The sequence below is a fragment of the Paracoccus sp. J56 genome (assembly GCF_019633685.1).
Classification (GTDB): Bacteria; Pseudomonadota; Alphaproteobacteria; order Rhodobacterales; family Rhodobacteraceae; genus Paracoccus; species Paracoccus kondratievae.
This window is the reverse complement of the sequence record NZ_JAFL01000024.1, coordinates 27904-50190: the sequence shown is the minus strand read 5'-3', so window position 1 is coordinate 50190 and position 22287 is coordinate 27904. Positions and strand designations below refer to the sequence as shown.

Sequence of the window (22287 nt, the reverse complement as noted above, 5' to 3'; positions counted from 1 at the left end):
CGAACGGTCCGCCTCCAGCCAGCCCTCGATGATCGGGATGAAAGGATCAAGCTTTGGCCGCCTGACCTCGGCCGTCCGTCGGTAGCCCGGTGGCACCGAGAAGGTCATCATCTTCGCAACCGTGTCACGCGAGATGTTGAACACCCGCGCCGCTTCCCGCTGGCTCATGCCTTCCGCGCAAGCCTGGCGAACTCTCAGATATAGGTCCACGCTGTAAATCCTCACGCCCTCCCTGCCGCCGCAGAAAGGGAATAGGTGGACGACTTTTACGCCGCCCGCAGCAGCACCAAGCCACCGCTACCGTGGACGAATTTCCCACCGCCGTTCTCACGACAGGTCGGCTCACGAACAATGTTCGGTTAGATTCGCTACTGGTGAACCCATCAGAGGTTACGCGCGCTCTCTCTGGTTTCGAGCCAAATGGCTATTCCAAAAGCGAGGTGAGGCGCTGCCTATGCGTCAACGCAGCAACACTACAATATCTGATTGCACAGCGTGTGATCGAGGTCGGGCGGATGCGCCACAGCGCGACTCGGGTGACCCGCGAGTATGTCACTACGGCCTCGTTGGAGGCATTCAAGGTCGAGTTTTTCACTGCGGGGATGTATGCCCGCGAACAGAATCTCACGAGCCAATGTGCCGCACAAACGTTGCGTGAATGTGGGCTGAAGCCGATCACAGAGAAGATCGGCATCCGGAAAATCTATCGCCGCCGAGATGCTCTGGCGACGGGGTCATTCTGTGACCATCATGACTTGCCCTGCACGGAGTAGGTCAGAATTGGGTACAGTGACGGATCGTCAGCTAAGCCGGACATTTTTGCCATTGGCTCGGTTGCCGAATATGCTGCGTTCAAAGTCGAATTGCCGTCTCCTCTTTCGCAGTGCGGATCACCATCATGGTGAAAAAACGTGCAATGTTGGTTTTGTCTTGGAACAGCCTGTCGCAAAGTGCGTCGAACTCTTCCATGTCGCGAAGACGTAGCATCAAGACGACGTCCGTCTCGCCTGTGACGGCATAGGCTTGTGATACGGCCTCTTCGGCACTCGCCAGATCCAGAAAGCGGCGCATGTGCTGCTCTCCGTGAAGCTTCAGCTCGACCGTGACCAGCGCCTTCAGCGCCCGTCCGGTCTTGGACGGGTTCAGGATCGCGACAATACGGTCGATGATGCCCGTCTTGTGCAGTCGACGGACCCGACGCAAGCAGCTTGATGGCGACAATCCGACTTCGTCGGCCATATCCACATTCGTTCTAGACGCGTCACGCTGCAAAAGGTTCAGAAGCTTTCGGTCTATCCGATCCATCCGCATTTCTCCTTTCAGAATGAGAATGCAATAAAATTGCATAAATGCGCAATATTTGACCATTTATGCGATCAGGTCGGGGTAGACTTCAGGGGCAATGTCACAGGAGCCCTCTGATGTCAGTCCGCATAGTCGCTGCGCACAAGATTATGGAAACGCTAGAGATATATTGGGTGCTCGCCCGTATTATGGTTCCCATCACGATTATGACGGAGCTATTGTCGCGGTGGGGAGTGATCGAGGCGGTTGCCCCTGCATTTGCGCCGGCGATGAGCCTCGTCGGACTGCCGGCGGAGTTGGGACTCGCATGGCTAAGCGGGATGCTGGTCGGGATATGGGGTGCCGTTCCCCTGATCTTCGTTCTGGTCCCGGTGGGTTCGCTGAGCGTGGCCGACATCACGGTTTTCTCGGCCCTGCTTCTGTTTGCGCATGGCCTGCCGATCGAGCAGAAGATCATCCAGAAGGCTGGGCCCGGGATCATCACGACAACGCTTCTTCGTGTCTTGGGCGGCGTGTTCTATGCGTTTCTGCTGCATCGTCTGCTTAGCGCCACGGGTTGGTTGGCGTCGCCGGTGAACCCGACCTGGATTCCGATAAGCGCCACCCCAGACTGGACAGGATTCTTCGTAGGCCTCTTGGAGACGATGGTCTCGATGCTCGTCATCCTCTTGGTCTTGTCGTTCGGGCTGGAGGTGCTGCGGATCACAGGGCTCTTGAAACTCATAATGAAGGCGCTAATGCCGGTGTTGCGGCTTGCTGGAATTCGGGGCGAGGCCGGTCACTTCACCGCGGTCGGTCTGTTCCTGGGAATATCCTATGGCGGAGGTCTGTTGATCCGCGAGGCGTGGTCAGGGTCGGTATCGCCGCGTCAGGTCTTTGTCTCATGCGTTTTCATGGGATTCGCGCATAGCGTCATCGAGGACACCCTGATCGTCGTGGCACTTGGCGCCGATCTTGGAATTGTCCTTGGCGGCCGGATCGCTTTCGCCGTGGTCGCGACCGCTGCGGTTGCCAGATTCCTTCGAACCGTCTCAGATGAGACCTTCTTCACGTGGGCGTTCCGGGCACCAAACCCGCAGGCGGTCAGCCGATGATGACGCGTTTTGTAATGACTGCTCTGGGCTCTTCGCGTCGATCCGCAACCCTAAGGGATAGTTTGGTTGCGCTGCTCAAAGGTTCAAGCCGCGGTCCGCAGAGGACGCCTTTGCTGGCCGAAGAGGAAGGATAGTGTCCAAAAGGGACGACTATCGTGGCAATCCACACAAAGAAAAATTGGTCGGAGCGAGAGGATTCGAACCTCCGACCCCCTGCTCCCGAAGCAGGTGCGCTACCAGGCTGCGCTACGCTCCGACCGTGAGGGGCAGGTATCCCCTGAAGCAGCGGAATGCAAGGGGGAATCTTGCGAACCCATCGCAGAAAACGGCGCGTACCAGAGATCAGCCACGTTCGCGCATCAGGCGCTGCAACAGGCTCCAGCGCGGGGCGGTCACCGTCTCGCTGCCAAAGCGCGCCCGCGTTGCCGGACGCAGACGTGAACCGCCCAGACGCTCGCGCATCAGGATGTAAAGCCCAGAGGCAATGATCAGACCCGCCCCCAGGATGGTGGGACCATCCGGGCGCTCTCCGAACAGGTACCAGCCATAGCCGACAGCCCAGAGCATCTGCGAATATTGCATGGGCGCGACATTGGTCGCCTCGCCCGCCTGATAAGCGAGAATCAGCAGGAAACCCGCTGCAAGCCCCAGCGCCGCGATCACGCCGGTCAGCACCAGATCCCCAAATTCCAGCGGGCGATAGGCAAAGCCAAGCGAGGCTCCGGTCAGAAGAAAGTTCCCGATCATCGGCCATAAAAGCAGGATCACCGTCCGCTCGGACCGGCCGAGACGCCGCACGGCAATGGCCGACAGCGCGGTCGCCGTCGCCCCCATCAGCGCCGCCAGATGTCCCAGACCCAAGGGTGTCACCCCAGGGCGCAGGACGATCAGAACCCCGCCCAGCCCGGCGCAGACGGCAAGCCAGCGGTGCAACCCGACCCGTTCCCCCAGCAGCGGGACCGAAAGGACGGTCACCAGCAAGGGCGCAGCAAAAAGGATGGAGTAGACCTGCGCCAGCGGCAGGACGGAAAAGGCATAGAACCCGCCGATCCCCGAGGCGACGATGCAGAACGACCGCAGCCCGACCCAGAACGGGTTGCGCGGCCGCAGGGTACCATGCGTCGGGTCCCGCAGCAGCAGGACCGCCAGCGGAGGAAAGGATAATAGCGCCGAGAAGAACAGGATCTGCAGCGCCGGATATGTGGCACCCAGATGTTTGATGATCACGTCATGGGTCGAATAAAGCCCCATAGACAGAAGGGCGAGCAACGCGCCCTTGATATTGCCCGCCGCCATGTCTCTCCCCGACGGTTCACGTGATCGGACGCGCCCGGCGAACCGGGCGCGGGTCCTGGATCAGAGCGCCGAAAGCGCCGCGACGATATGGTCGCCCATCTCGGATGTGGACACCGGCTTGCCGCCTTCGGCGCCCATCAGATCGCCGGTGCGCACGCCATCGGCCAGCACCTTCTCGACCGCTTTTTCCAGCAGGTCGGCCTCGGCTCCAAGGTCAAAGGAGTAGCGCAGGCACATGGCAAAGCTCAGGATACAGGCGATCGGGTTCGCCTTGCCTTGCCCCGCGATATCGGGGGCCGAGCCGTGAACCGGCTCATACATCGCCTTGGGCCGGCCATTGGCCATCGGCGCGCCAAGGCTGGCCGAGGGCAGCATGCCCAGACTGCCGGTCAGCATCGCCGCCGCATCCGAAAGAATGTCACCAAAAAGGTTGTCGGTCACGATCACATCGAACTGGCGCGGGTTGCGTACCAGCTGCATGGCGCCGTTGTCAGCATACATATGCGACAGCTCGACATCGGGATATTCGTTGTCATGCACCCATTGCACTTCTTCGCGCCACAGGATGCCAGATTCCATCACGTTGGCCTTTTCCATCGAGCAGACGCGGCCTGCGCGTTTACGGGCCAGCTCAAAGGCCGAGCGCGCGACGCGGCGTATCTCGCCGCTGGTATATCGCTGGGTGTTGACGCCGACGCGGCCGCCTTCGTTGCCGGGGGTGTCGTCCGCCGAAATTCCGCGCGGCTCGCCGAAATAAACACCCGAGGTCAGTTCACGCACGATCAGAATATCGAGACCGGCAACCACCTCGCGCTTGAGAGAGCTGAAATCGGCCAGGGCGTCAAAACACTGCGCCGGACGCAGGTTGGCAAAAAGGTCCATCTCTTTGCGCAGACGCAAAAGACCGCGCTCGGGCTTCACGCTGAAATCGAGGTTGTCGTACTTCGGTCCGCCGACCGCGCCCAGCAGCACGGCATCAACCGCCTGTGCTTTGGCCATCGTCTCATCCGCAAGGGGTTTGCCGTGTTTGTCGTAAGCCGCGCCGCCGACCAGATCCTCGCTGACGTCAATGGACAGGCCGCGGTTCTTTTCGAACCAGCCAATGACCTTGCGGACCTCGGCCATGACCTCGGGGCCAATGCCGTCGCCGGGCAGGATCAGCAGGGAATAGGTCGTCATCGCAGGCATCCTCATATGCTTATGACACTTGCTGCCCCGCCTAGCCCTGCGGCCTGCCTGCGTCAAGTTCACGGCGAATTGGGTTGCGCCCGACAGACGGATCGGGCGGGATGGGCGGGCAAACCGAATGCCCAGCACAAGCAAGGGAGCAATTCATGAAGGCACTCGCGGCTTTGGCCGGCGCACTGGCCCTGCTGTCCGGCGCGGCACTGGCAGACGGGGGCATCACCGTAAAGCTTCCCGACGTTTCAAACCTGTCCGAAAACGAGGCGAAATCCCTGATCGCTGAACTGGCGAATGTGAATGTCATCACCTCGAATTGCGCCGATTATTCGATCACCGACGGGGAATGGACCCTGATCACCGGCACTGGCGACCTGCTGGCGGCACAGTTGGGGCTGGACGCCTCGGCCTATGACAAAACCTATTACGGGCCGGCCTTTAAGCTGCTGGACGATCCGGCGGCCTGCGACCGCATCGGGCCCACGGCCAAACCGCTGATCCAACGGCTGATCGGCATGGGCGGCGGCACGACGCCGCTGACCCAGTCGCAATGACGCGTACCGCAGCGCAGGCGGGCTTGCCCGCGCCCGCTTCGCGCCCTAGCCTGCGGTCATGACCGCCGATCCAACCTACAGGGGATTCGCGCTGGACGCCGAAACGGCGCTGGCGCTTCTGCAATGGCAGGCCGAGCTGGGCGCGGACGAGCCATGTCTTGATGCGCCGCTCGACCGTTATGCCTTGTCCGACCGGACCGAGACCCCCTCGGCCGCGCCTGCCGCTGCGCCGCCCGCCCGCTCTGCAGCCACGCCCCGCGATGAGGGCGAAAATCTGGTTGCGCAGGCCGAGGCCATGGCAGCCAGCGCCACCACGCTGGCCGAGCTTGCCGCCGCACAAGAGACCTTTGACGGGATCGAGCTGAAAAAGGGCGCACGCAATTTCTGCTTCTCGGACGGCAACCCCGGCGCGCGGGTGATGATCATCGGCGAAGCTCCGGGCGAGGAAGAGGACCGGCAGGGTCGTCCCTTCGTTGGCCGCGCTGGCCAGTTGCTGGACCAGATGTTCGGGGCAATCGGACTGTCGCGGACAGCGGTTGATGCCGAAAAGGCGCTTTACATCACCAATGTCCTGACCTGGAGACCACCGGGAAACCGCCGCCCCGAACCGGCCGAGATCGCCATGATGATGCCCTTTCTGACCCGGCACGTCGAACTGGTGCAACCACAGCTGCTGGTGCTGATGGGCAATACGCCCTGCATCGCGGCGCTGAACCGGCAGGGCATCCTGAAGCTGCGCGGCACCTGGACGACCGCCTTTGGCCTGCCCGCGCTGCCGATGGCCCATCCGGCCTATCTGCTGCGCACGCCCCTGGCCAAACGCGAGGCATGGGCGGACCTGTTGTCGCTGTCCGCGCGGCTTGAGGACCTGGCTGGCTGAGCATAACCAGGCCAAAGTCGCCCCTCTCCCGCAGCAGGAGCATCGACACATGTATCGTATCACTTTGGAATGTCATGGTGTTCCCGCCGCTGCGGGGCCCGGGGCAGCGGGCGACATCACCCAAGAGTTCCGTAGCAACTATCCGCATGAGCACAACGTCGTCTGCACATTCGCGGACGGCGTGCTAAGATTGATCGCCGAGAACGATTACGACCCTGAAGGGCTGAACCTGATCGACGAATTCAGCGATAATATTTGCGCGTATATCGCACCATTCGACGGCAGCATCAAACTGGTCAGCGTCGAAGCTCTTAGCTGAAGCCGCCGGTAAGGGTTAGTCCGCGACCCCGCGGCAGCCCCGGAACTCGACCGCATCATCGGGGCCGATCAGAGTCAGCCTCAGCGTGGCGGGGTCCAGTGCAAAGGGTTTGCCCGAGGCAGCGACGAAATCGGCCTGCGCCGTCAGCCGCCCATCCTTTCCGCCAATTTCAGGGGTCGAGACCCAGACCTCGTCGTCCGTCAGCTCCATCGCGACCTTGTCGCCGCGGGCGCTGTCCTCGGCTGGCAGGGTGGCAGTGACCTGCATGCCGTCGCGGATCTCGACAATGCGGCAGTCGGGCTGCCGGTCCGAGATCTCGGGGCGCATTTCCATGGCCTGTTTGATCAGCGGATCGGGGGTCGCGGCGGGGGCACCTGCCTGCAACTTGACCTGTGCAGGCACGCAAATGTCCTGACAGATGCCGAAATCGACCTCGGCCATCGGCTCAACCGGGGCGCCGGGGCGGGCGGGGGTGATCTCGATCGGCAAGATCAGCTCTTCCCGATAGCCCAGCGTACGCTCTCCCTCGGATTCGATCACCTCGGGACGGGGCCAAAGCAACCGGACCTCGCCCAGATTTTGCGAACCAGCCCAGTCAAAGCGCGGCGGCACGCCAGCATCGCCGGGGCTGCGCCAATAGGTCTTCCAGCCCGGCTCAAGCCGCAGATGCAAAGCGGTGATGCGATTGCCTTCGGGCGTGACCCAGCCGGGCATCATCTCGGCCGAGACAAGCCCGGGCGGCAGGTCCTGTGCCATGGCCGGCGCGACGGTCAGAAAAAGCAGGGCGATCATCCTCATGGCGTCGTTTTAGCCGTCCCCTTGCCCGGGCGTGAAGTCACAATGACGGCAATCTCTTGCGAAAACATGTCGCAAGGCCGATCTTGAGAGGAAACAAACAACAAACACGGAGCAGATCATGGATAAATCCAGCAACCTGACCGGCAAGATGCTGATCGCCATGCCCGGCATGCGCGATCCGCGCTTTGAGCAGTCGGTGATCCTGATCTGCGCCCATTCCGAGGAAGGCGCCATGGGGCTGGTCGTCAACCGCCCGCTGCCCGAGATCGGCTTTTCCGACCTTCTGGAACAGCTTGGCATTCAGGCTGATGAAAACGCGGTGGATATTCCCGTCCGCTTTGGCGGCCCGGTCGAGCCGGGGCGCGGATTCGTGTTGCATCGCGTGCCCCGCGACATCGACCTGGCCGAAAACCGCATGCGCATCACCGACGATCTTGCCATGTCCACCACGCGCGACATCCTCGAAGATTACGCTCACGGGCACGGCCCGCAACCGGCGGTGCTGGCGCTTGGCTATGCCGGATGGGGGCCGGGGCAGCTTGATTCCGAGATCCGCCAGAACGGCTGGCTGACCTCGGACCGGGGGGATGAGATCATCTTTGGCACCGACAATTCCGGCAAATGGCGCGCGGCGATGAAGTCGCTGGGGATTGACCCCCTGATGCTGTCGCCCGACGCCGGCCACGCCTGACGAGCTAGGCCGGATCGGACATTCACCGCATCCGGGGCATAGCGGCAACGAGATAAACGAAGCCCCGGAAGGTGAACGGCTCTTCGGTCGTATCGAGTGGCGAAGCGGCGGAAGTGCTTCATCTGGCTGAAGCAACGTCCGATGTGGTTGCGATGCGCACAGGCGCGCTCATCGTGCGGAATGATGATTTTACGCAAGCCGTTTGACGGGATGACCGCTTCGGCTCCGATGCTGGCAATGATTTGCCGCCAGGCGTTGCTGTAGGCTTTATCGGCCAGCACGACATCACCGCTCTGTCCCTGCGGAAGGGACGAGGCCTGCGTAATCTCGCCGACCTGGCCGGCCGTTATGATGAACCGCAACGGTCTGCCCAGAGCATCGGCCAGCATGTGGATCCTGATGGTCAGCCCGCCTCGGGAACGCCCCGGCGCCTGATCCCTGCCCCCCTTTCCAGATGCCGCCTGCTGATGAACACGCACAATCGCGCAGTCGATCATCAGATACTGATGCCGTCAGCGTCTCGAAGACCTGCACCCGAATACCGGCATGGCGCCAGCGGCTGAAGCGCTTATGCACCGTCGTCCATTTGCCGTAGCGGTCCGGCAGGTCGCGCCAATGGGTGCCAAAGCGCAAAACCCACGGCCAGCCATTGATGAATATCCGGCTGTCAGCCCCGGTCCGGCCGGGATCGCCAGCTTTGCCAGCAAGCAGCGATGCGATCCTGTCCCACTGTCCGTCGCTCAGCTCATATCGTTTCGTCTCCGCTTCACAGGCCTCCGTGCTCAACACGGAGGCCTGTGAAGCACTCATCAGCCGATTTATGAACCTTGAATGGCGATCAGGTCTAGCGCGGTGCCGCGGCGCGGCGCAGGCGATCATTGATCGCCGCGCCCAACCCATGCTCGGGCACCGGCGCGACGGCAAGAGGGCGGCCTGCCTCATCCGCGCGGCGCAAAAGATCGAAAAGCCGTGCGGCCGCCTCGGTCAGATCACCGCTTTCGCTTAGCGTCATCTCGCCCGTTACTGACCCGAAGCCGATCAAAAGCTCACCCGGCAAGGCCTTGTCGGCGTTCAGCCGCAGGCTGGCGCGCGGGGCATAATGGCTGGTCAGTTGCCCCGGCGCATTCGGCGCATCGGGATTGGCGACGGGGTGCAACAGGGGCTGACCCAGCACGGCCTCGATCTCTTCGGCGGCAACGCCTCCGGGGCGCAGCAGGGCCGCGCGGCCTTCGGTCCAGCCAACGATGGTCGATTCGACTCCCACCGGACAGGCCCCGGCATCCAGCACCGCCGCGATACGCCCGCCAAGCCCGGTGTCAGGATCAGCGACATGTGCCGCCGTGGTCGGGCTGACCCGGCCCGAGGGATTGGCAGAGGGCGCGGCCAAGGGTCCGTCAAACGTACGCAACAGCTCTTGCGCCGCTGGATGGGCGGGCACGCGAATCGCCACGGTGCTGAGCCCTGCCGTGACAAGCGAGGCGATGCCCGAATCTTCGCGCAGCGGCAGCACCAGCGTCAGCGCGCCCGGCCAGAACCTGTGCGCCAACGCCAGTGCCTCGGGTCCAAGGACCGCGATACGTCCGGCCGCAGCAAGATCCGGCAGATGGACGATCAGCGGATTAAAGGACGGACGGCCCTTGGCCTCATAAATACGCGCAACGGCAAGGGGGTTGCGCGCATCGCCGGCAAGGCCATAGACCGTCTCGGTCGGGATGGCGACCAGTTCGCCCCGCGCCAGCAGTTCGGCCGCGGCGCGCAGCCCCCGAAGGTCATGACCTAGTATCTCGGTATGCATTCGTTACGTCGGGTTGTGGTTGATGGGCGTGGGCCCACAAATATGATCGAGACCCAAAGGATCAGTTACGCGCCGCAACAGGGTTTGCCAAGGCGCCAGAGGGAGACAGCGCGGATGGCCTATCAAGCCCCGGTCGAACAGATCGAGTTCATCCTGAACAGGATCGTGTCCTTTCCGGACCTGTCCGCCACCACACGCTTTGCCGAAGCAACAGCCGAGACCGCGACCGCGATCCTGACCGAGGCGGGCAAGCTTGCGACCGAGGTAATCGCACCGGTGAACCGCGCGGGCGACCTGACCCCTGCCCGGCTTGAAAACGGCAAGCTGCGCTCTTCGCCCGGCTATGCCGAGGCATTTCGCGCGCTGGCCGAGGGCGGCTGGATCGGCCTTGCCGCCAACCCCGAATATGGCGGCATGGGCCTGCCGCAATCGCTGAACATGGCGGTAAACGAGATGGTCGCTTCGGGCTGTCTTGCGCTGCAACTGAACCCGCTGCTGACGCAGGGCCAGATCGAGGCGCTGGAACACCACGGCAGTGATGAGCTTAAGGCGCTTTACCTGCCGCGGCTGATCTCGGGCGAATGGTCGGGAACGATGAACCTGACCGAGCCTCAGGCCGGTTCGGATGTTGGCGCCCTGACCACCCGCGCCGAACGCGCCGAAGACGGCACCTATCGTATCACCGGGCAAAAAATCTTTATCACCTGGGGCGACAGCGATGTGACCGAGAATGTCTGCCACCTGGTCCTTGCCCGACTGCCCGACGGCGGGCCGGGTACACGCGGCATCAGCCTGTTCATGGTACCGAAACTCATCCCCGACGAAAACGGCAATCCGGGCGTTGCGAACGATCTGCGCACCGTCAGCCTTGAACACAAGCTGGGCATCCACGGCAGCCCGACCTGCGTGATGAGCTTTGAGGGCGCGAAAGGCTGGCTCGTGGGCGAAGAACACAAGGGCATGGCCGCCATGTTCACGATGATGAACGCCGCCCGGCTGGGCGTCGGCGTGCAGGGCGTCGCACAGGCCGAGGCCGCCTTGCAGCAGGCCACAGCCTATGCCGCCGAGCGGGTGCAGATGGGTCCGATCATCCGCCATCCCGATGTGCGCCGGATGCTTGCCACCTCGCGCGCCGAGATCTTTGCCGCCCGCGCGATCTGTCTTGGCTGCGCGGTGGCGCTGGATATGGCGCGCGCCACTGGGCAAGAGGAATGGGCCGCGCGCGCGGCCTTTCTGACCCCGATCGCCAAAGCCCATGGCACCGATGTCGGCATTCGCATTGCCGATACCGCGGTACAGGTTCATGGCGGCATGGGCTTTATCGAGGAAACCGGCGCGGCCCAATATCTGCGCGACGTCCGCATCACCGCGATCTACGAAGGCACGAACGGCATTCAGGCCATGGATCTGGTCGGCCGCAAACTGTCGGACGGCGGAGCGGCGGCAATGGCGCTGCTGGACGAGATCCTTGATGGGGCAAAGGCCGCGCAGCCAGCCGAACCGGATCTGGCCAATCAGGTCTGGCAGGCCGCCGAAACCCTGCGCGAAGCGACGCAAGAGCTGCTGGGTCTCGATATGGCCGACCGTTTCGCCGGCGCGGTGCCTTATCTTTCGGCCTTTGCCAGGGTGCTTGGCGCGCATTACCACCTGCGCGCGGCGACCCAGGGCGGCAACAAGCCTCTGGCCCGCATCTATATCACCCGCATCCTGCCGCAGTTTTCTGCCGATCTGGCCGCCGCCCGCGCCGGTGTCTCGGACCTTGAGGCGCTTGACGACGCAGCCCTGTCAGGCCAGATGGCCGGGTGATACGCAGCGAGACACATAATCCCCCACCCGAGGGCGAGGCGCATGAAATCGCCCCGGGTGCGTTCTGGTTACAGCTGCCCCTGCCATTCAAGCCCGATACAGTGAATGTCTATGCCTTTCACGATGCGGATGGCTGGACGGTGGTGGATACGGGTCTGGATACCCGGCGGACGCGCGCAATCTGGCAAGGCATCCTGCAAGGGCCGCTTGCCGGGGCACCGGTGCGCCGGCTGATCGCTACCCATCACCACATCGACCATATCGGCCTTGCCGGGTGGTTTCTTTCACAGGGGGCCGAGCTGTGGACCTCGCGCACGGCATGGCTGACCGCGCGCATGGGCATTCTTGACGTGCAAGAGCGCCCGACCCCGCAGGCCATCGCCTTTTGGCGCCGCGCAGGTATGCCACCCGAACTGATCGAGGAACGCAGCCACGAACGTCCCTTTAACAGCGCCGATGTCTGCGCGCCCCTGCCCCCCGGCTATCGCCGCCTGCACGAGGGACAGGAGATCGCCTTTGGCGGGCGGCGCTGGGTGGTACGCATGGGGCACGGCCACGCGCCCGAACATGTCACGCTATGGTCGCTCAACGACGATCTGGTGATCGGCGGAGATCAGATGCTGGCGACCATCTCGCCCAATCTCGGCGTCTATCCGACCGAGCCCGAGGCCGATACCGTCGGCGACTGGCTGGAAAGCTGCGACCGGCTGGCGCAGTTCGCCCGGCCTGACCAGCTGATTCTGCCCGGCCACAAGTTGCCTTATCGCGGGCTGCCGACCCGGCTGCGCCAGCTGGCCGAGAATCAGCGCGCCGCGCTTGACCGTCTGGTCGAGGGACTGCAGCACGAGCCGCTGACCGTGGTGGGGTGCTTTCCCCTGCTCTATCGCCGCCTGATCGCCAAGCCCGAATTCGGCCTGGCACTGGCCGAGGCAGTCGGACACATCAACCACCTGCATGCCACAGGCCGGGTGTGGCCGGTGGGCAAGACTGAGGGCGGAGCGGTGCTCTGGGGGGCGTGACACGGCCTCGACCTTGCGCTATCCCTGCGCCAGACGCATCGTATCGTTCACGGACAGGATCATGGCCTCGCATCACGAAATCACCGATCACAAACACGGCGAAATGGACATCCGTCATCAGCAGGCGACCTTTGCCGGCTTCATCAAGGCTTCGACCTGGGTTGGTGCCCTGGCCATTGTCGTGCTGGTGTTCCTGGCGCTGACCAACGCCTGAACCTGACCGGGGAAAATCGAACATGCAAAGGCGTGCCTTCCTTGCGCTGGGGCTGCCAGCCGTGCTTGCGGCCTGCGGAGCCGACAACAAATGGGCCAGCGACGAAGCCGTCCGGCGCGCCCGCTATGTCTCGAATGAGCCTCCTTCGATCACGCTGTTCAGCGTCATCGGCATCCCGCGTGGCGAGGGCGGGCATTCCGCGCTGATGATCAACGGCAGCCAGCGGGTGATCTATGACCCCGCCGGCAGCTGGGAACACCCTGCGATCCCCGAACGCCATGACGTGCTGTACGGGATCACCCCGAACTTCAAGAATTTCTATATCGATTACCACGCCCGCTCGACCTATTGGGTGGCCGAGGACACGGTGCAGGTACCGCTGGCCATCGCCGATGCCGCGATCCGCTCGGTCGAGCAGCAGGGTGCCGCGAACAAAAGCTTCTGCGCCGTCAACACCGGTCAGGCATTGCGCCGCGTTCCGGGCTTTGAGGGCGCACCGACCGGCTTTTCGGTGACCAAGCTGCGCAACTGGTTCCTGACCCTGCCCGGCGTCACCTCAAAACGCCATATGGACGGCGATCCGGCCAATAACCATGACGTGCTTTTGCGCCAGAAAAGCGGCGTAATCGCCGGTTATGGCAAGGACGGCCAGCTTCACGCCATGAAATAAAGCGCGGTGTAAAGGACGGTCATCCCGGCAAGGATGGCCGCCAGCACGTTGCGCGTCAGCACCCCTACCGCCACGGCTGCAACCGCCGCAATCATCCGCGCGGGGTCGGGTTCGCCATGCGTCGCCGCAGGCCAGACGACCAGTGGCGCGACAATAGCCGGCAGCACGCCCACCGCCGTATAACGCAGCATCCGCTGGGCCCAGATCGGCATCGGCCGGCTGCCAAAGATACCCAGAAAGGACCAGCGCAGCCCATAGGTCCCCAGCCCCACCGCCACAATGATCAGCCAGATCGTCGAGTCACTGTAGCCGGTCACAGGCGCGCTCCGTTTCTGCGCTCCATAAGCGCCTCGACCACGGCGCCGGTGATCATGGCAAGCGGTGCCGCAACGAACAGCCCCAGCCCTGAGGGCAGGAAGGCAAAGATCAGCGAACCCACAACGGCAACCAGCGCCGCCGCGACATGGGCGGGGGTGCGCAGCATGGGCGAGATCAGCGCCAGAAAGGTGATCGGCATGGCGAAATCCAGCGCCCAGTCCTCGGGGATGGATTTGCCCAGCCAAAAGCCCAGCAGCATCGCCACCACCCATACCGGGCAGGTTGCCAGCACCGAGCCAAGGAAATAGCCGACACGCTGATCAATGCTCAGCCGCGGGTGCTTTTCGTAATGCTGGATCGACAGCGCATAGCTTTGGTCGATCAGCGCATAGGCGATCCACGCCCGGTCACGCGGCCGCGCCGCGCCCAGCCATGGCACAAGCGAAGCCGAATACATCGCCATGCGCAGATTGACCGCGATGGCCGACACGATGATGACCAGCACCGGCGCATGATCGGTCAGCAACTGGACGGCAGTGAACTGCGAGGCCCCGGCCAGTACCAGCACCGTAAAGCCGACGGTCTGTGCCAGATCCAGCCCCGCCTCAGATGCGACGACGCCGAAAAGCATGCCAAAAGGCATAAGCACAAGGATAAAGGGCAGCGCCTGCAAAAACCCGTGGCGCACGCATTGTGCGGGGCTGCGCTGCAGGGCGCGGCTCTGTTCGGGGGACAGATTGGGACTGGCCGCAAGTTCGGCTTGCGCGGACATGATGAAACTGGCTCGAGATAACGTTATGGCTGGCCGCACCTTCGCCAAAACCGCGAGCCGATACAAGGACCGAAAATCAGGACCCGAATGCCCGGACCACTGACCCCACCCCGTATCTTGCGCGGCATCCCCGATGAATTGCAGGGCGCTGTGGCGGCGCTCTACTGGCGTCATTTCGGTGCGCAGATCTCGCCCCTGCCTGCCCGGGCGCGACAGGGCGTTGCGCTGATCCGTACCGCCATGCGGCCCGGACAGGCGCTTGTCGCCCTGTCCCCGGCGGGTCGCCTTGTCGGGGTCGCGGGACTGCGCGATGCGAATGGCGGCTTCCTCAGCCCGGACGCCGGAGGCTTTGTTGCCGCATGGGGTCCGTTTGGCGGACGACTGCGGCATCTGACGACAGCACTGTATCTTGGCGGGGGTGAGACGACGGATCTGGTGCTGGACGGGGTCGCGGTGCGGCCAGAGTGGCGGCGGCGCGGCATCGCCCGCGCTTTGGTCAAAGCCGCTGCCGCCCATGCTCGCGAATTTGGGTATCCTGCCCTGAGGGCCGAGGTTCATGCCCGGAACCACGCCGCACTGGCTGCATGGCAGGCGATGGGGTTTCGGCACCTCGGGCGGGAAAGACTGGGCTGGCCATGGTCGGCCCCTGCCCATGTTCTACGGATGGCCGTCTAGGCGTCGCCTTCGGCTTCGGCCTGTGCCTCTTCCGCACTCTCGTCCCGGCCCAGCATACCGGTTACTTGCGCAAGCAGCGTAAAGGCCCGGCCCGAGCGGCTTTCAGCCAGCGCCGCCAACAGCTGCGGATCGCTGTCCTGAACCTTACGGCTTAACAGGCGGTCGAAATGGCGCAGAAAGTGATGGGCCACATCGCGAAAGACTTCGTCGCTGCGCAGCATGGTACCGGCGGTGGCAAGCGCGGTCTCATCACGGATCGTAGCCAGCTCAGCCACCGCCTCTCCGCGTGCGCCCTCGGCAAAACGGCGCCACAGGGCGGGGTCGGCCTCGGCCAGTTCAAGCTCATCCATATAAACGCCCTGACCGGCCAGCAGCGTGACGACATCCTGTGCGGCGCGGATCAGCCGGGCCATCCCGGGATCAGCAAGCGCCAGGCGCAGGCTGCGAATCGCCTCGCGGTCCTCGGGGCCGTCAGGAAAATTCAGGGCGTAGAAAAGTTCGGTCGCGGTCAATTCGGTCGCGGGGGGCGAATCAAGCTCCAGCGAGGCCTGGCGCGCATCCGCTGCCGGGCGCGGCGCGGGTGGGACGGCGCTGCGGCGTGGGGTCCGGCGCGGCTCGGCATCATGGCGATCGGCGGGGATGCCGAGGTCTGACGGGTCCTGACCCTGCATGCGGGCCAGGATGGTGCGCAGCTCTTCGGCCTCGTGGCGCAGCGCCAGAAGGCTGCGTGCCGACCAGACCGCCAGCCAGATCAACGCCAGCGGCAAAAGCAGACCGACCAGCCAGACCGGCCAGCCCGCGCCGCCTTCAGAATCGGAGCCGATCAGCGCGAAAAGCCCAGCCAAGGCCAGCCATGCAACACTTGCCGCCGCACCGGCGATCAGCACGCGGTTGCGGGCCTGTTCGACCGCGACCCGGCGCAGAGCGTCAAGCGAATCCATGCGCCCCGCCCCACCGGTCAGACATAACGGACCGAAATGATCTCATAGGATTTCTCACCGCCAGGGGTCACCACCTCGACGCTGTCGCCCTCTTCCTTGCCGATCAGGGCACGGGCCAAGGGCGAGCGGATGTTCAAAAGGCCGCGCTCCAGATCCGCCTCGGCCTCGCCGACGACCTGATAGGTGCGCTCTTCTTCGGTGTCCTCGTCAAGCAGCGTGACGGTCGCACCGAACTTGATGCTGCCGCTCAGCTTTGAGGGGTCGATGACCTCGGCCCGCGACAGGATCACCTCAAGCTCTTTGATACGGCCTTCGACAAAGCTCTGCTTTTCGCGCGCTGCATGGTATTCGGCGTTTTCCGACAGATCGCCATGCTCCCGGGCCTCGGCGATGGCGCGGATCACCGCAGGACGCTGAACCGAGCGCAATTCGCGCAGTTCCTCATCCAGCTGGTCATAGCCCGCGCGGGTCATCGGTATCTTTTCCATTCCAGTCCTTCCGGTCGCAGCCAGGCGACCCCAGTCAACGCGAAACAAGGTGTTGGAACGCCCCCGGCCTTTGGCCGAGGGCGCCCGCTGAAAAATCCGCCGGCATCGTGTATCGTTCCGATCTTTCTTGCAAGCCCCGCCGCCAGTACTCTGCAAGAGGCCGCCTAAGAAGAGGTCGCAGTTTGATTATGCTGCGTCGCGTTACGATTGCCCGCAAGATTATTACGCGCTAGGTGTGCAACGCAGATTCACGAGCCAGGGATAACTGAGGGGCCGAGCCATGTCTGAAATCGTCCGCGAGTCGATGGAATATGATGTCGTTATCGTTGGCGGTGGGCCTGCCGGCCTTTCTGCTGCGATCCGGCTGAAGCAGATCAACCCCGAACTGTCGGTGGTGCTGCTTGAGAAGGGGTCCGAGATCGGGGCACATATTCTGTCGGGTGCGGTGCTGGACCCCTCGGGGCTGGACCGGCTGATCCCCGACTGGCGCGAAAAAGGTGCTCCGATCTCGACCGAGGTCATCGAGGATAACTTCTATATCCTTGGCGAACAGGGCCAGGTGCGGGTTCCGAACTGGCCGATGCCGCCCCTGATGAACAACCACGGCAAATATATCGTTTCGATGGGCAATGTCTGCCGCTGGCTTGCCGAACAGGCCGAAGCGCTGGAGGTCGAGATCTTCCCCGGCATGGCCTGTTCGCAACTGGTCTATGAGGGCGACCGCGTCGTCGGCGTCGTTGCGGGTGAAATGGGGCTTGAGGCCGACGGCACCCCCGGCCCGTCCTATGAGCCCGGCATGGAACTGCGCGGCAAATATGTGCTGATCGCCGAGGGCGTGCGCGGCAGTCTCGCCAAGGAGCTGATCAATAAATACAGCCTCTCTGCCGGGCATGAGCCGCAGAAATTCGGCATCGGCATGAAAGAGATCTGGGAGATCGAGCCCTCCAAGGCCAGGCCGGGCAAGGTCACCCACACGATGGGCTGGCCGCTGGGCAAAAACGCAGGCGGCGGCAGCTTCATCTATCACCTTGAGGGTAATCAGGTGCTTGTCGGCTTTGTCGTCCACCTGAACTACGCCAACCCGCACCTTTATCCTTATATGGAGTTCCAGCGCTTCAAGCATCATCCGCTGGTCGCTGACCTGCTCGAAGGCGGCAAGCGCGTCGCCTATGGTGCCCGCGCGATTTCCGAGGGCGGCTGGCAGTCGATCCCGAAACTGACTGTCCCGGGGGCGGCTCTGCTTGGCTGTTCGGCCGGTCTGGTGAACGTGCCGCGCATCAAGGGCAACCACAACGCCATGCTGTCGGGCATCGCCGCAGCCGAGGCCGCAGCCGCCGCCATCGCCGCGGGCCGCGCGGGCGACGAGCTTGCCGAATATGAGGCCGACGTCCGTTCGGGTCCCATCGCCCGCGACCTCAAGCCGGTGCGCAACGTCAAGCCGATCTGGTCGAAACTGGGCCTTTGGGCCAGCCTTGCGCTTGGCGGCTTTGACATGTGGGTGGCAAACCTGACCGGCTGGAACCCCCTTGGCACCTGGAAACACGGCAAGACGGATGCCGAGGCAACCGGCAAGGCGGCCGATTTCCAGCCCATCGAATATCCCAGGCCTGACGGGAAGCTGTCCTTTGACCGGCTGACCAACGTGGCGTTTTCCTTTACCAACCACGAGGAAAGCCAGCCCTGTCACCTGAAGCTCAAGGACCCCTCGGTACCGATTGCGGTGAACCTGCCGCTTTATGCCGAGCCGGCGCAACGCTATTGCCCGGCCGGGGTCTATGAGGTGCTTGATGGGCCAGAAGGGCCGCGCTTCCAGATCAACTTCCAGAACTGCGTCCACTGCAAGACCTGCGACATCAAGGACCCCAGCCAGAACATCAACTGGACAACACCACAAGGCGGCGACGGACCAAACTACCCGAATATGTGATCGCACATAGGTGCGACATGCCTGCCGCAGCGTTGCCCATCGACGCTGCGGCGGCTAGGGTTCAGCGCAAACTGCCTAGACATGGGCCCAAGCCGTGACCACAAGACTGATCCCGCTGGCGCTGATCGCGCTGACCACCGCGCCGCTGCCTCAGGGCGCCGCCATGGCTGCCCCCCTGCTTGCTCAGGCCGAAGCCCCCGCCGCGCCGGACAGTGAGCGGCCGGCCCACCGCCCCGAGCCCCCCGCGCCTGAAATTCGCGGGCTGGCCGGTCCCTATCTGGCGGCGCGCATGGCCGCGATCCAGAACGACTTTTCCACCGCCGCCGACTATTACCTGCAGGCACTGGCCCATGCAGACAGCGACCCCTATCTGCAGGACAGCGCCCTAGTCGCGCTGATCTCGACCGGCGAGATGGAGCGGGCCACTGCGCTTGCCGTCACCATGTCCGATCAGGGCCGCGCCACCGATCTGGCCAAGCTGGTCCAGCGCACCGAAATGGCGCGCACCGGGCGCTGGGACGCACTTGTCTCGGCCATCGGGGATGTGCCCGCGTCCCGTGGAGGCGATACGTCCGACGGCACCGTGCTCGTCGATGGGCTGATGCACGCCTGGGCGCAGCTTGGTTCCGGCCGCGCCGGCGAATCGCTGACCGAGTTCAAGCAGCTGACCAAGCTGCGCGGCGCAGCTTCGATGGTGAACTACCATCTGGCGTTGGCCAAGGCGCAGGTCGGCGACTTTGAAGGGGCCGAGCTGCTGCTGGCTGATCCCGCGACCGGCGCCCATATTCTGGGCATCATCGCGCATGCGCAGGTGCTGTCGCAGCTGGAACGCAACCGCGACGCCATCGCCATGCTTGAGGAAACCCCCGGCTTTGCCGAAGAGCCCTATCTCGTGGCGCTGCGCGACCGGTTGGCCAAGGGCGAGACGCTGCCCTTTGAATCAGTGCGCACCCCGGCGGACGGGATCGCGCAGGTCTTTCTGACCTTCGGCTCGGTTCTGGCCAGCAGCGATGAGCCTGACCCGCTGGCGCTGATCCATGCCCGGCTGGCCGAATATCTTGCCCCCGATCTGGGCGAGGCACGGTTGCTTGCCGCCCAGCTTTTGCAAGGATTCGGCCAGTTTGACCTTGCCGAACGCGAATTCGAAGAGCTGCGCGAACAGGGCGAAATGCGCCCAATCGCCGAACTGTCGCGCATCGACGCGCTGGCCCGCGCCGACCGGCTGGCCGATGCTGAAAAAGCAACTCTGGCGCTGACCGCCACCCATCCCGAGCTGGCTCAGGGCTGGATCGCGCTTGGTGACATCCTGCGCCAGCAGGACAAGTTCAGTCAGGCCATCCCGGCCTATGACAAGGCGCTCAGCCTTCTGGGCGAGGACAACCCCGAGGCACGCTGGTTCCCGCTTTATGCGCGTGGCATCGCGCTGGAACGCTCGGGCCAGTTCACCAAAGCCGAGGCCGATTTCCGCGCCGCACTGAAAATTCGTCCTGATTCGGCGCAGGTGCTGAACTATCTGGGCTACAGCCTCGTCGATCGTAACGAAAAACTGGAAGAGGCGCTCAAACTGATCCAGCGCGCGGTCGATCTGCGGCCTACTGACGGCTATATCCTTGATTCGCTGGCCTGGGCCTATTTCCGCCTTGGCCGCTATCAAGAGGCCGTCGCACCGATGGAGCGGGCGGTTGCGGCCATGGCCAGCGATGCGCTGGTCAACGACCATATGGGCGACATTTACTGGATGGCCGGCCGTCACCGCGAGGCCGAGATCCAGTGGCGCCGCGCCCTGTCGCTGAAGCCCGAGACCGAGGACGAGGCCCGCCGCATCCGCGCCAAGCTGGAACGCGGCCTTGACGCCGTGCTCGAAGAGGAAAAGGCCAACGGCGGCAAGCTGCCCGAAGTTCATGCCCCGCCGGAACCGACCCGGGCCGAGTGACCATGCCCCTGACCCGGCGCGAGGCGGCCCCCGCCAAGCTGAACCTGACCCTGCATGTCACCGGACGCCGCCCGGACGGTTATCACCTGCTTGATTCGCTGGTGGTGTTTCTTGAGTTGGGCGATGTGGTCACGGTCGCTCCGGGTCCGCTGTCGCTCAGTCTGACCGGCCCCTTTGCGCAGGGTCTTGCGGCCGAACCGGACAACCTTTGCCTGCGCGCCGCGCGACTGGCTGGACGCGAGGCGCGGATCACGCTGGAAAAGAACCTGCCCGTCGCCTCGGGCATCGGCGGCGGCTCGGCTGATGCGGCGGCCGTGCTGCGCGCGCTCGATGCCCGGCCCGAGCGACTGGAGATGCTGGGCGCCGACGTTCCCGCCTGTCTTGCCAGCCGTCCGGTGCGGATGCAGGGCCTTGGCGAGATCCTGACACCGCTGCCTGCCTTGCCCCCCCTGCATGTGGTGCTGGTAAATCCCGGCGCGGCCATGTCCACCCCCGCCGTATTCAAGGCGCTTGGGCAACGGGACAACCCGCCCATGCCCAAGCATCTGCCCGATTTCACCAATGCTGAGGCGCTGGTCGATTTTCTGCGCGACTGCCGCAATGATCTGGAAGCTCCGGCCATCGCGCTTATGCCCAGGATTGCGAATTGTCTGGCCGCGATCCGTGACACCGACGCACTGCTTGCCCGCATGTCGGGATCGGGCGCGACCTGCTTTGGCCTGTTCGCCAGCGCCGCCGATGCAAAGGCTGCCCGCGACCGCATCTTGGGGACGAATCCTGACTGGTGGGTGGCCGCGTCTGGACTTGCGCCGGCAAAGGTCTAACCTGCCGTAAAATCCACAAGGGGAACATCATGCTGCGCCTTGGCGTCAACATCGACCACGTCGCCACCATCCGCAACGCCCGCGGCACGCCCTGGCCCGATCCGGTCCGGGCCGCGAGGCTGGCCGAGAAGGCCGGCGCCGACGGTATCACCGCCCATCTGCGCGAGGACCGGCGTCATATCTCGGACACAGATATCGACCGGCTGATGGAAACGCTGAGCCTGCCGCTGAACCTTGAGATGGCGGCTACTGCGGAAATGCAGGCCATCGCGCTGCGCCACCGTCCCCATGCCGTCTGCATCGTCCCCGAAAAACGCGAAGAGCGCACTACCGAGGGCGGGCTCGATGTGGCCGGAAACGAGGCCTGCCTTGCCGATTTCATCGCCCCCTTGCGCGATGCCGGCTGCCGCGTTTCGCTGTTCATCGGGCATGAGCCCGCGCAGATCGAGGCCGCCGCCCGCATCGGCGCAGCAGTCGTGGAGCTGCACACGGGTGCCTATTGCGACTATGATACCGAAGGCCGGCTGAGCGAGCGCGATCAAGAGCTTGAGGCTCTGCGTAAGGCGGCGGTGCAAGCCCACGGGCTGGGGCTTGAGGTTCATGCCGGCCACGGCCTGACCTTTGACACTGTCGGCCCGATCGCCGCGATCCCCGAACTGCGCGAACTGAACATCGGCCATTTCCTGATCGCCGAATCGGTCTTTCTGGGTCTTGGTCAGGCGATCCGTGAAATGCGCGAGCGCATGGACGCTGCGCGCGGCTGACACGCCCAAGAAGGAGCTATCA

The 22287-nt window shown here is 63.9% G+C and carries 25 protein-coding genes, 1 tRNA gene and 1 pseudogene; 15 read left to right on the top strand and 12 right to left on the bottom strand.

Going from position 1 to position 22287, the window contains the following annotated elements:
- On the bottom strand, positions 1–210 hold a 210-nt coding region (locus tag M511_RS15320; RefSeq protein ID WP_139824551.1), incomplete at its 3' end, for a helix-turn-helix domain-containing protein.
- 92 nt (positions 211–302) lie between these two features.
- Between M511_RS15320 and M511_RS15315 the strand changes: the two genes are divergently transcribed.
- Complete coding sequence (locus M511_RS15315) at positions 303–773, top strand: hypothetical protein (protein WP_221397287.1); 471 nt, start codon at positions 303–305, stop codon at positions 771–773.
- 79 nt (positions 774–852) lie between these two features.
- Here M511_RS15315 and M511_RS15310 read toward each other — a convergent pair whose 3' ends face one another.
- On the bottom strand, positions 853–1305 hold the full coding sequence (locus M511_RS15310) for an Lrp/AsnC family transcriptional regulator (protein WP_085502656.1): 453 nt from the start codon (positions 1303–1305) through the stop codon (positions 853–855).
- Between the two features lie 116 nt (positions 1306–1421).
- On the opposite strand from M511_RS15310, the gene M511_RS15305 reads away from it, so the two are divergent.
- Entirely contained in the window at positions 1422–2399 is a 978-nt protein-coding gene (locus tag M511_RS15305) for a nucleoside recognition domain-containing protein (protein WP_085502655.1), read from the top strand.
- A gap of 179 nt (positions 2400–2578) precedes the next feature.
- On the opposite strand, the gene M511_RS15300 is transcribed toward M511_RS15305, so the two are convergent.
- The 3 genes from M511_RS15300 to leuB form a co-directional block, all read right to left on the bottom strand.
- Positions 2579–2655, bottom strand: a tRNA-Pro gene (locus tag M511_RS15300).
- A gap of 86 nt (positions 2656–2741) precedes the next feature.
- Entirely contained in the window at positions 2742–3695 is a 954-nt protein-coding gene (locus M511_RS15295; protein WP_085502654.1) for a DMT family transporter, read from the bottom strand.
- A gap of 60 nt (positions 3696–3755) precedes the next feature.
- The gene (gene leuB, locus M511_RS15290; protein WP_085502653.1) at positions 3756–4874 is read right to left on the bottom strand and encodes a 3-isopropylmalate dehydrogenase; all 1119 of its coding nucleotides are present in this window, start codon (positions 4872–4874) and stop codon (positions 3756–3758) included.
- Positions 4875–5029: 155 nt separating this feature from the next.
- On the opposite strand from leuB, the gene M511_RS15285 reads away from it, so the two are divergent.
- The 3 genes from M511_RS15285 to M511_RS15275 are packed head-to-tail and all read left to right on the top strand — an operon-like array spanning position 5030 to position 6630.
- On the top strand, positions 5030–5431 hold the full coding sequence (locus M511_RS15285; protein ID WP_010400501.1) for a hypothetical protein: 402 nt from the start codon (positions 5030–5032) through the stop codon (positions 5429–5431).
- Positions 5432–5489: 58 nt separating this feature from the next.
- Positions 5490–6311 carry a uracil-DNA glycosylase gene (locus M511_RS15280; RefSeq protein ID WP_085502652.1) on the top strand — a complete coding sequence of 274 codons (822 nt, stop codon included), beginning with the start codon at positions 5490–5492 and terminating at the stop codon, positions 6309–6311.
- 49 nt (positions 6312–6360) lie between these two features.
- Positions 6361–6630, top strand: a complete 270-nt coding sequence (locus M511_RS15275; RefSeq protein WP_085502651.1) for a hypothetical protein — start codon at positions 6361–6363, stop codon at positions 6628–6630.
- 15 nt (positions 6631–6645) lie between these two features.
- On the opposite strand, the gene M511_RS15270 is transcribed toward M511_RS15275, so the two are convergent.
- Positions 6646–7428, bottom strand: coding sequence for a protein-disulfide reductase DsbD domain-containing protein (locus M511_RS15270; RefSeq protein ID WP_085502650.1), 783 nt, complete (start codon positions 7426–7428; stop codon positions 6646–6648).
- A gap of 118 nt (positions 7429–7546) precedes the next feature.
- On the opposite strand from M511_RS15270, the gene M511_RS15265 reads away from it, so the two are divergent.
- Positions 7547–8119 carry a YqgE/AlgH family protein gene (locus M511_RS15265; protein ID WP_010400511.1) on the top strand — a complete coding sequence of 191 codons (573 nt, stop codon included), beginning with the start codon at positions 7547–7549 and terminating at the stop codon, positions 8117–8119.
- A 22-nt stretch (positions 8120–8141) separates the two neighbouring features.
- Here M511_RS15265 and M511_RS15260 read toward each other — a convergent pair.
- Positions 8142–8929 (bottom strand): annotated as a pseudogene (locus M511_RS15260) (IS5 family transposase).
- A gap of 34 nt (positions 8930–8963) precedes the next feature.
- Complete coding sequence (locus M511_RS15255; protein WP_085502649.1) at positions 8964–9914, bottom strand: L-threonylcarbamoyladenylate synthase; 951 nt, start codon at positions 9912–9914, stop codon at positions 8964–8966.
- Between the two features lie 114 nt (positions 9915–10028).
- Here M511_RS15255 and M511_RS15250 point away from each other — a divergent pair, with 114 nt between their 5' ends.
- From M511_RS15250 to M511_RS15235, 4 genes are all read left to right on the top strand, one after another.
- Positions 10029–11720, top strand: a complete 1692-nt coding sequence (locus M511_RS15250; protein ID WP_085502648.1) for an acyl-CoA dehydrogenase family protein — start codon at positions 10029–10031, stop codon at positions 11718–11720.
- A complete protein-coding gene (locus tag M511_RS15245; RefSeq protein WP_085502647.1) occupies positions 11717–12739 on the top strand; it encodes an MBL fold metallo-hydrolase in 1023 nt (340 codons plus the stop codon). The genes M511_RS15250 and M511_RS15245 overlap by 4 nt, the downstream gene beginning before the upstream one ends.
- A 61-nt stretch (positions 12740–12800) precedes the next feature.
- The gene (locus M511_RS15240) at positions 12801–12953 is read left to right on the top strand and encodes an aa3-type cytochrome c oxidase subunit IV (RefSeq protein ID WP_010398435.1); all 153 of its coding nucleotides are present in this window, start codon (positions 12801–12803) and stop codon (positions 12951–12953) included.
- Positions 12954–12975: 22 nt separating this feature from the next.
- The gene (locus tag M511_RS15235; protein ID WP_010398437.1) at positions 12976–13623 is read left to right on the top strand and encodes a hypothetical protein; all 648 of its coding nucleotides are present in this window, start codon (positions 12976–12978) and stop codon (positions 13621–13623) included.
- On the opposite strand, the gene M511_RS15230 is transcribed toward M511_RS15235, so the two are convergent.
- Both M511_RS15230 and M511_RS15225 read right to left on the bottom strand, forming a co-directional pair.
- On the bottom strand, positions 13608–13940 hold the full coding sequence (locus M511_RS15230) for an AzlD domain-containing protein (protein ID WP_010398440.1): 333 nt from the start codon (positions 13938–13940) through the stop codon (positions 13608–13610). The two genes, M511_RS15235 and M511_RS15230, sit on opposite strands and share 16 nt — an antisense overlap.
- Positions 13937–14713, bottom strand: coding sequence for an AzlC family ABC transporter permease (locus M511_RS15225; RefSeq protein WP_139824607.1), 777 nt, complete (start codon positions 14711–14713; stop codon positions 13937–13939). The genes M511_RS15230 and M511_RS15225 overlap by 4 nt, the downstream gene beginning before the upstream one ends.
- Positions 14714–14800: 87 nt before the next feature.
- On the opposite strand from M511_RS15225, the gene M511_RS15220 reads away from it, so the two are divergent.
- Positions 14801–15388 carry a GNAT family N-acetyltransferase gene (locus tag M511_RS15220; protein ID WP_085502646.1) on the top strand — a complete coding sequence of 196 codons (588 nt, stop codon included), beginning with the start codon at positions 14801–14803 and terminating at the stop codon, positions 15386–15388.
- On the opposite strand, the gene M511_RS15215 is transcribed toward M511_RS15220, so the two are convergent.
- Both M511_RS15215 and greA read right to left on the bottom strand, forming a co-directional pair.
- Positions 15385–16329: a hypothetical protein gene (locus tag M511_RS15215; RefSeq protein WP_085502645.1), complete on the bottom strand. Its 945-nt coding sequence runs from the start codon at positions 16327–16329 to the stop codon at positions 15385–15387. The genes M511_RS15220 and M511_RS15215 overlap by 4 nt on opposite strands.
- A gap of 17 nt (positions 16330–16346) precedes the next feature.
- Positions 16347–16817 (bottom strand): transcription elongation factor GreA, encoded by a 471-nt coding sequence (gene greA, locus M511_RS15210; protein WP_010398449.1) that lies wholly within the window; start codon positions 16815–16817, stop codon positions 16347–16349.
- Between the two features lie 280 nt (positions 16818–17097).
- On the opposite strand from greA, the gene M511_RS15205 reads away from it, so the two are divergent.
- The 4 genes from M511_RS15205 (at position 17098) to M511_RS15190 (ending at position 22265) form a co-directional block, all read left to right on the top strand.
- Complete coding sequence (locus M511_RS15205) at positions 17098–18744, top strand: electron transfer flavoprotein-ubiquinone oxidoreductase (protein ID WP_085502644.1); 1647 nt, start codon at positions 17098–17100, stop codon at positions 18742–18744.
- Between the two features lie 94 nt (positions 18745–18838).
- Complete coding sequence (locus M511_RS15200; protein WP_085502643.1) at positions 18839–20677, top strand: tetratricopeptide repeat protein; 1839 nt, start codon at positions 18839–18841, stop codon at positions 20675–20677.
- Positions 20678–20679: 2 nt separating this feature from the next.
- Entirely contained in the window at positions 20680–21501 is an 822-nt protein-coding gene (locus tag M511_RS15195) for a 4-(cytidine 5'-diphospho)-2-C-methyl-D-erythritol kinase (protein ID WP_085502642.1), read from the top strand.
- A gap of 29 nt (positions 21502–21530) precedes the next feature.
- Positions 21531–22265, top strand: coding sequence for a pyridoxine 5'-phosphate synthase (locus tag M511_RS15190; RefSeq protein ID WP_040602219.1), 735 nt, complete (start codon positions 21531–21533; stop codon positions 22263–22265).
- The last annotated feature ends 22 nt before the right edge of the window (positions 22266–22287 follow it).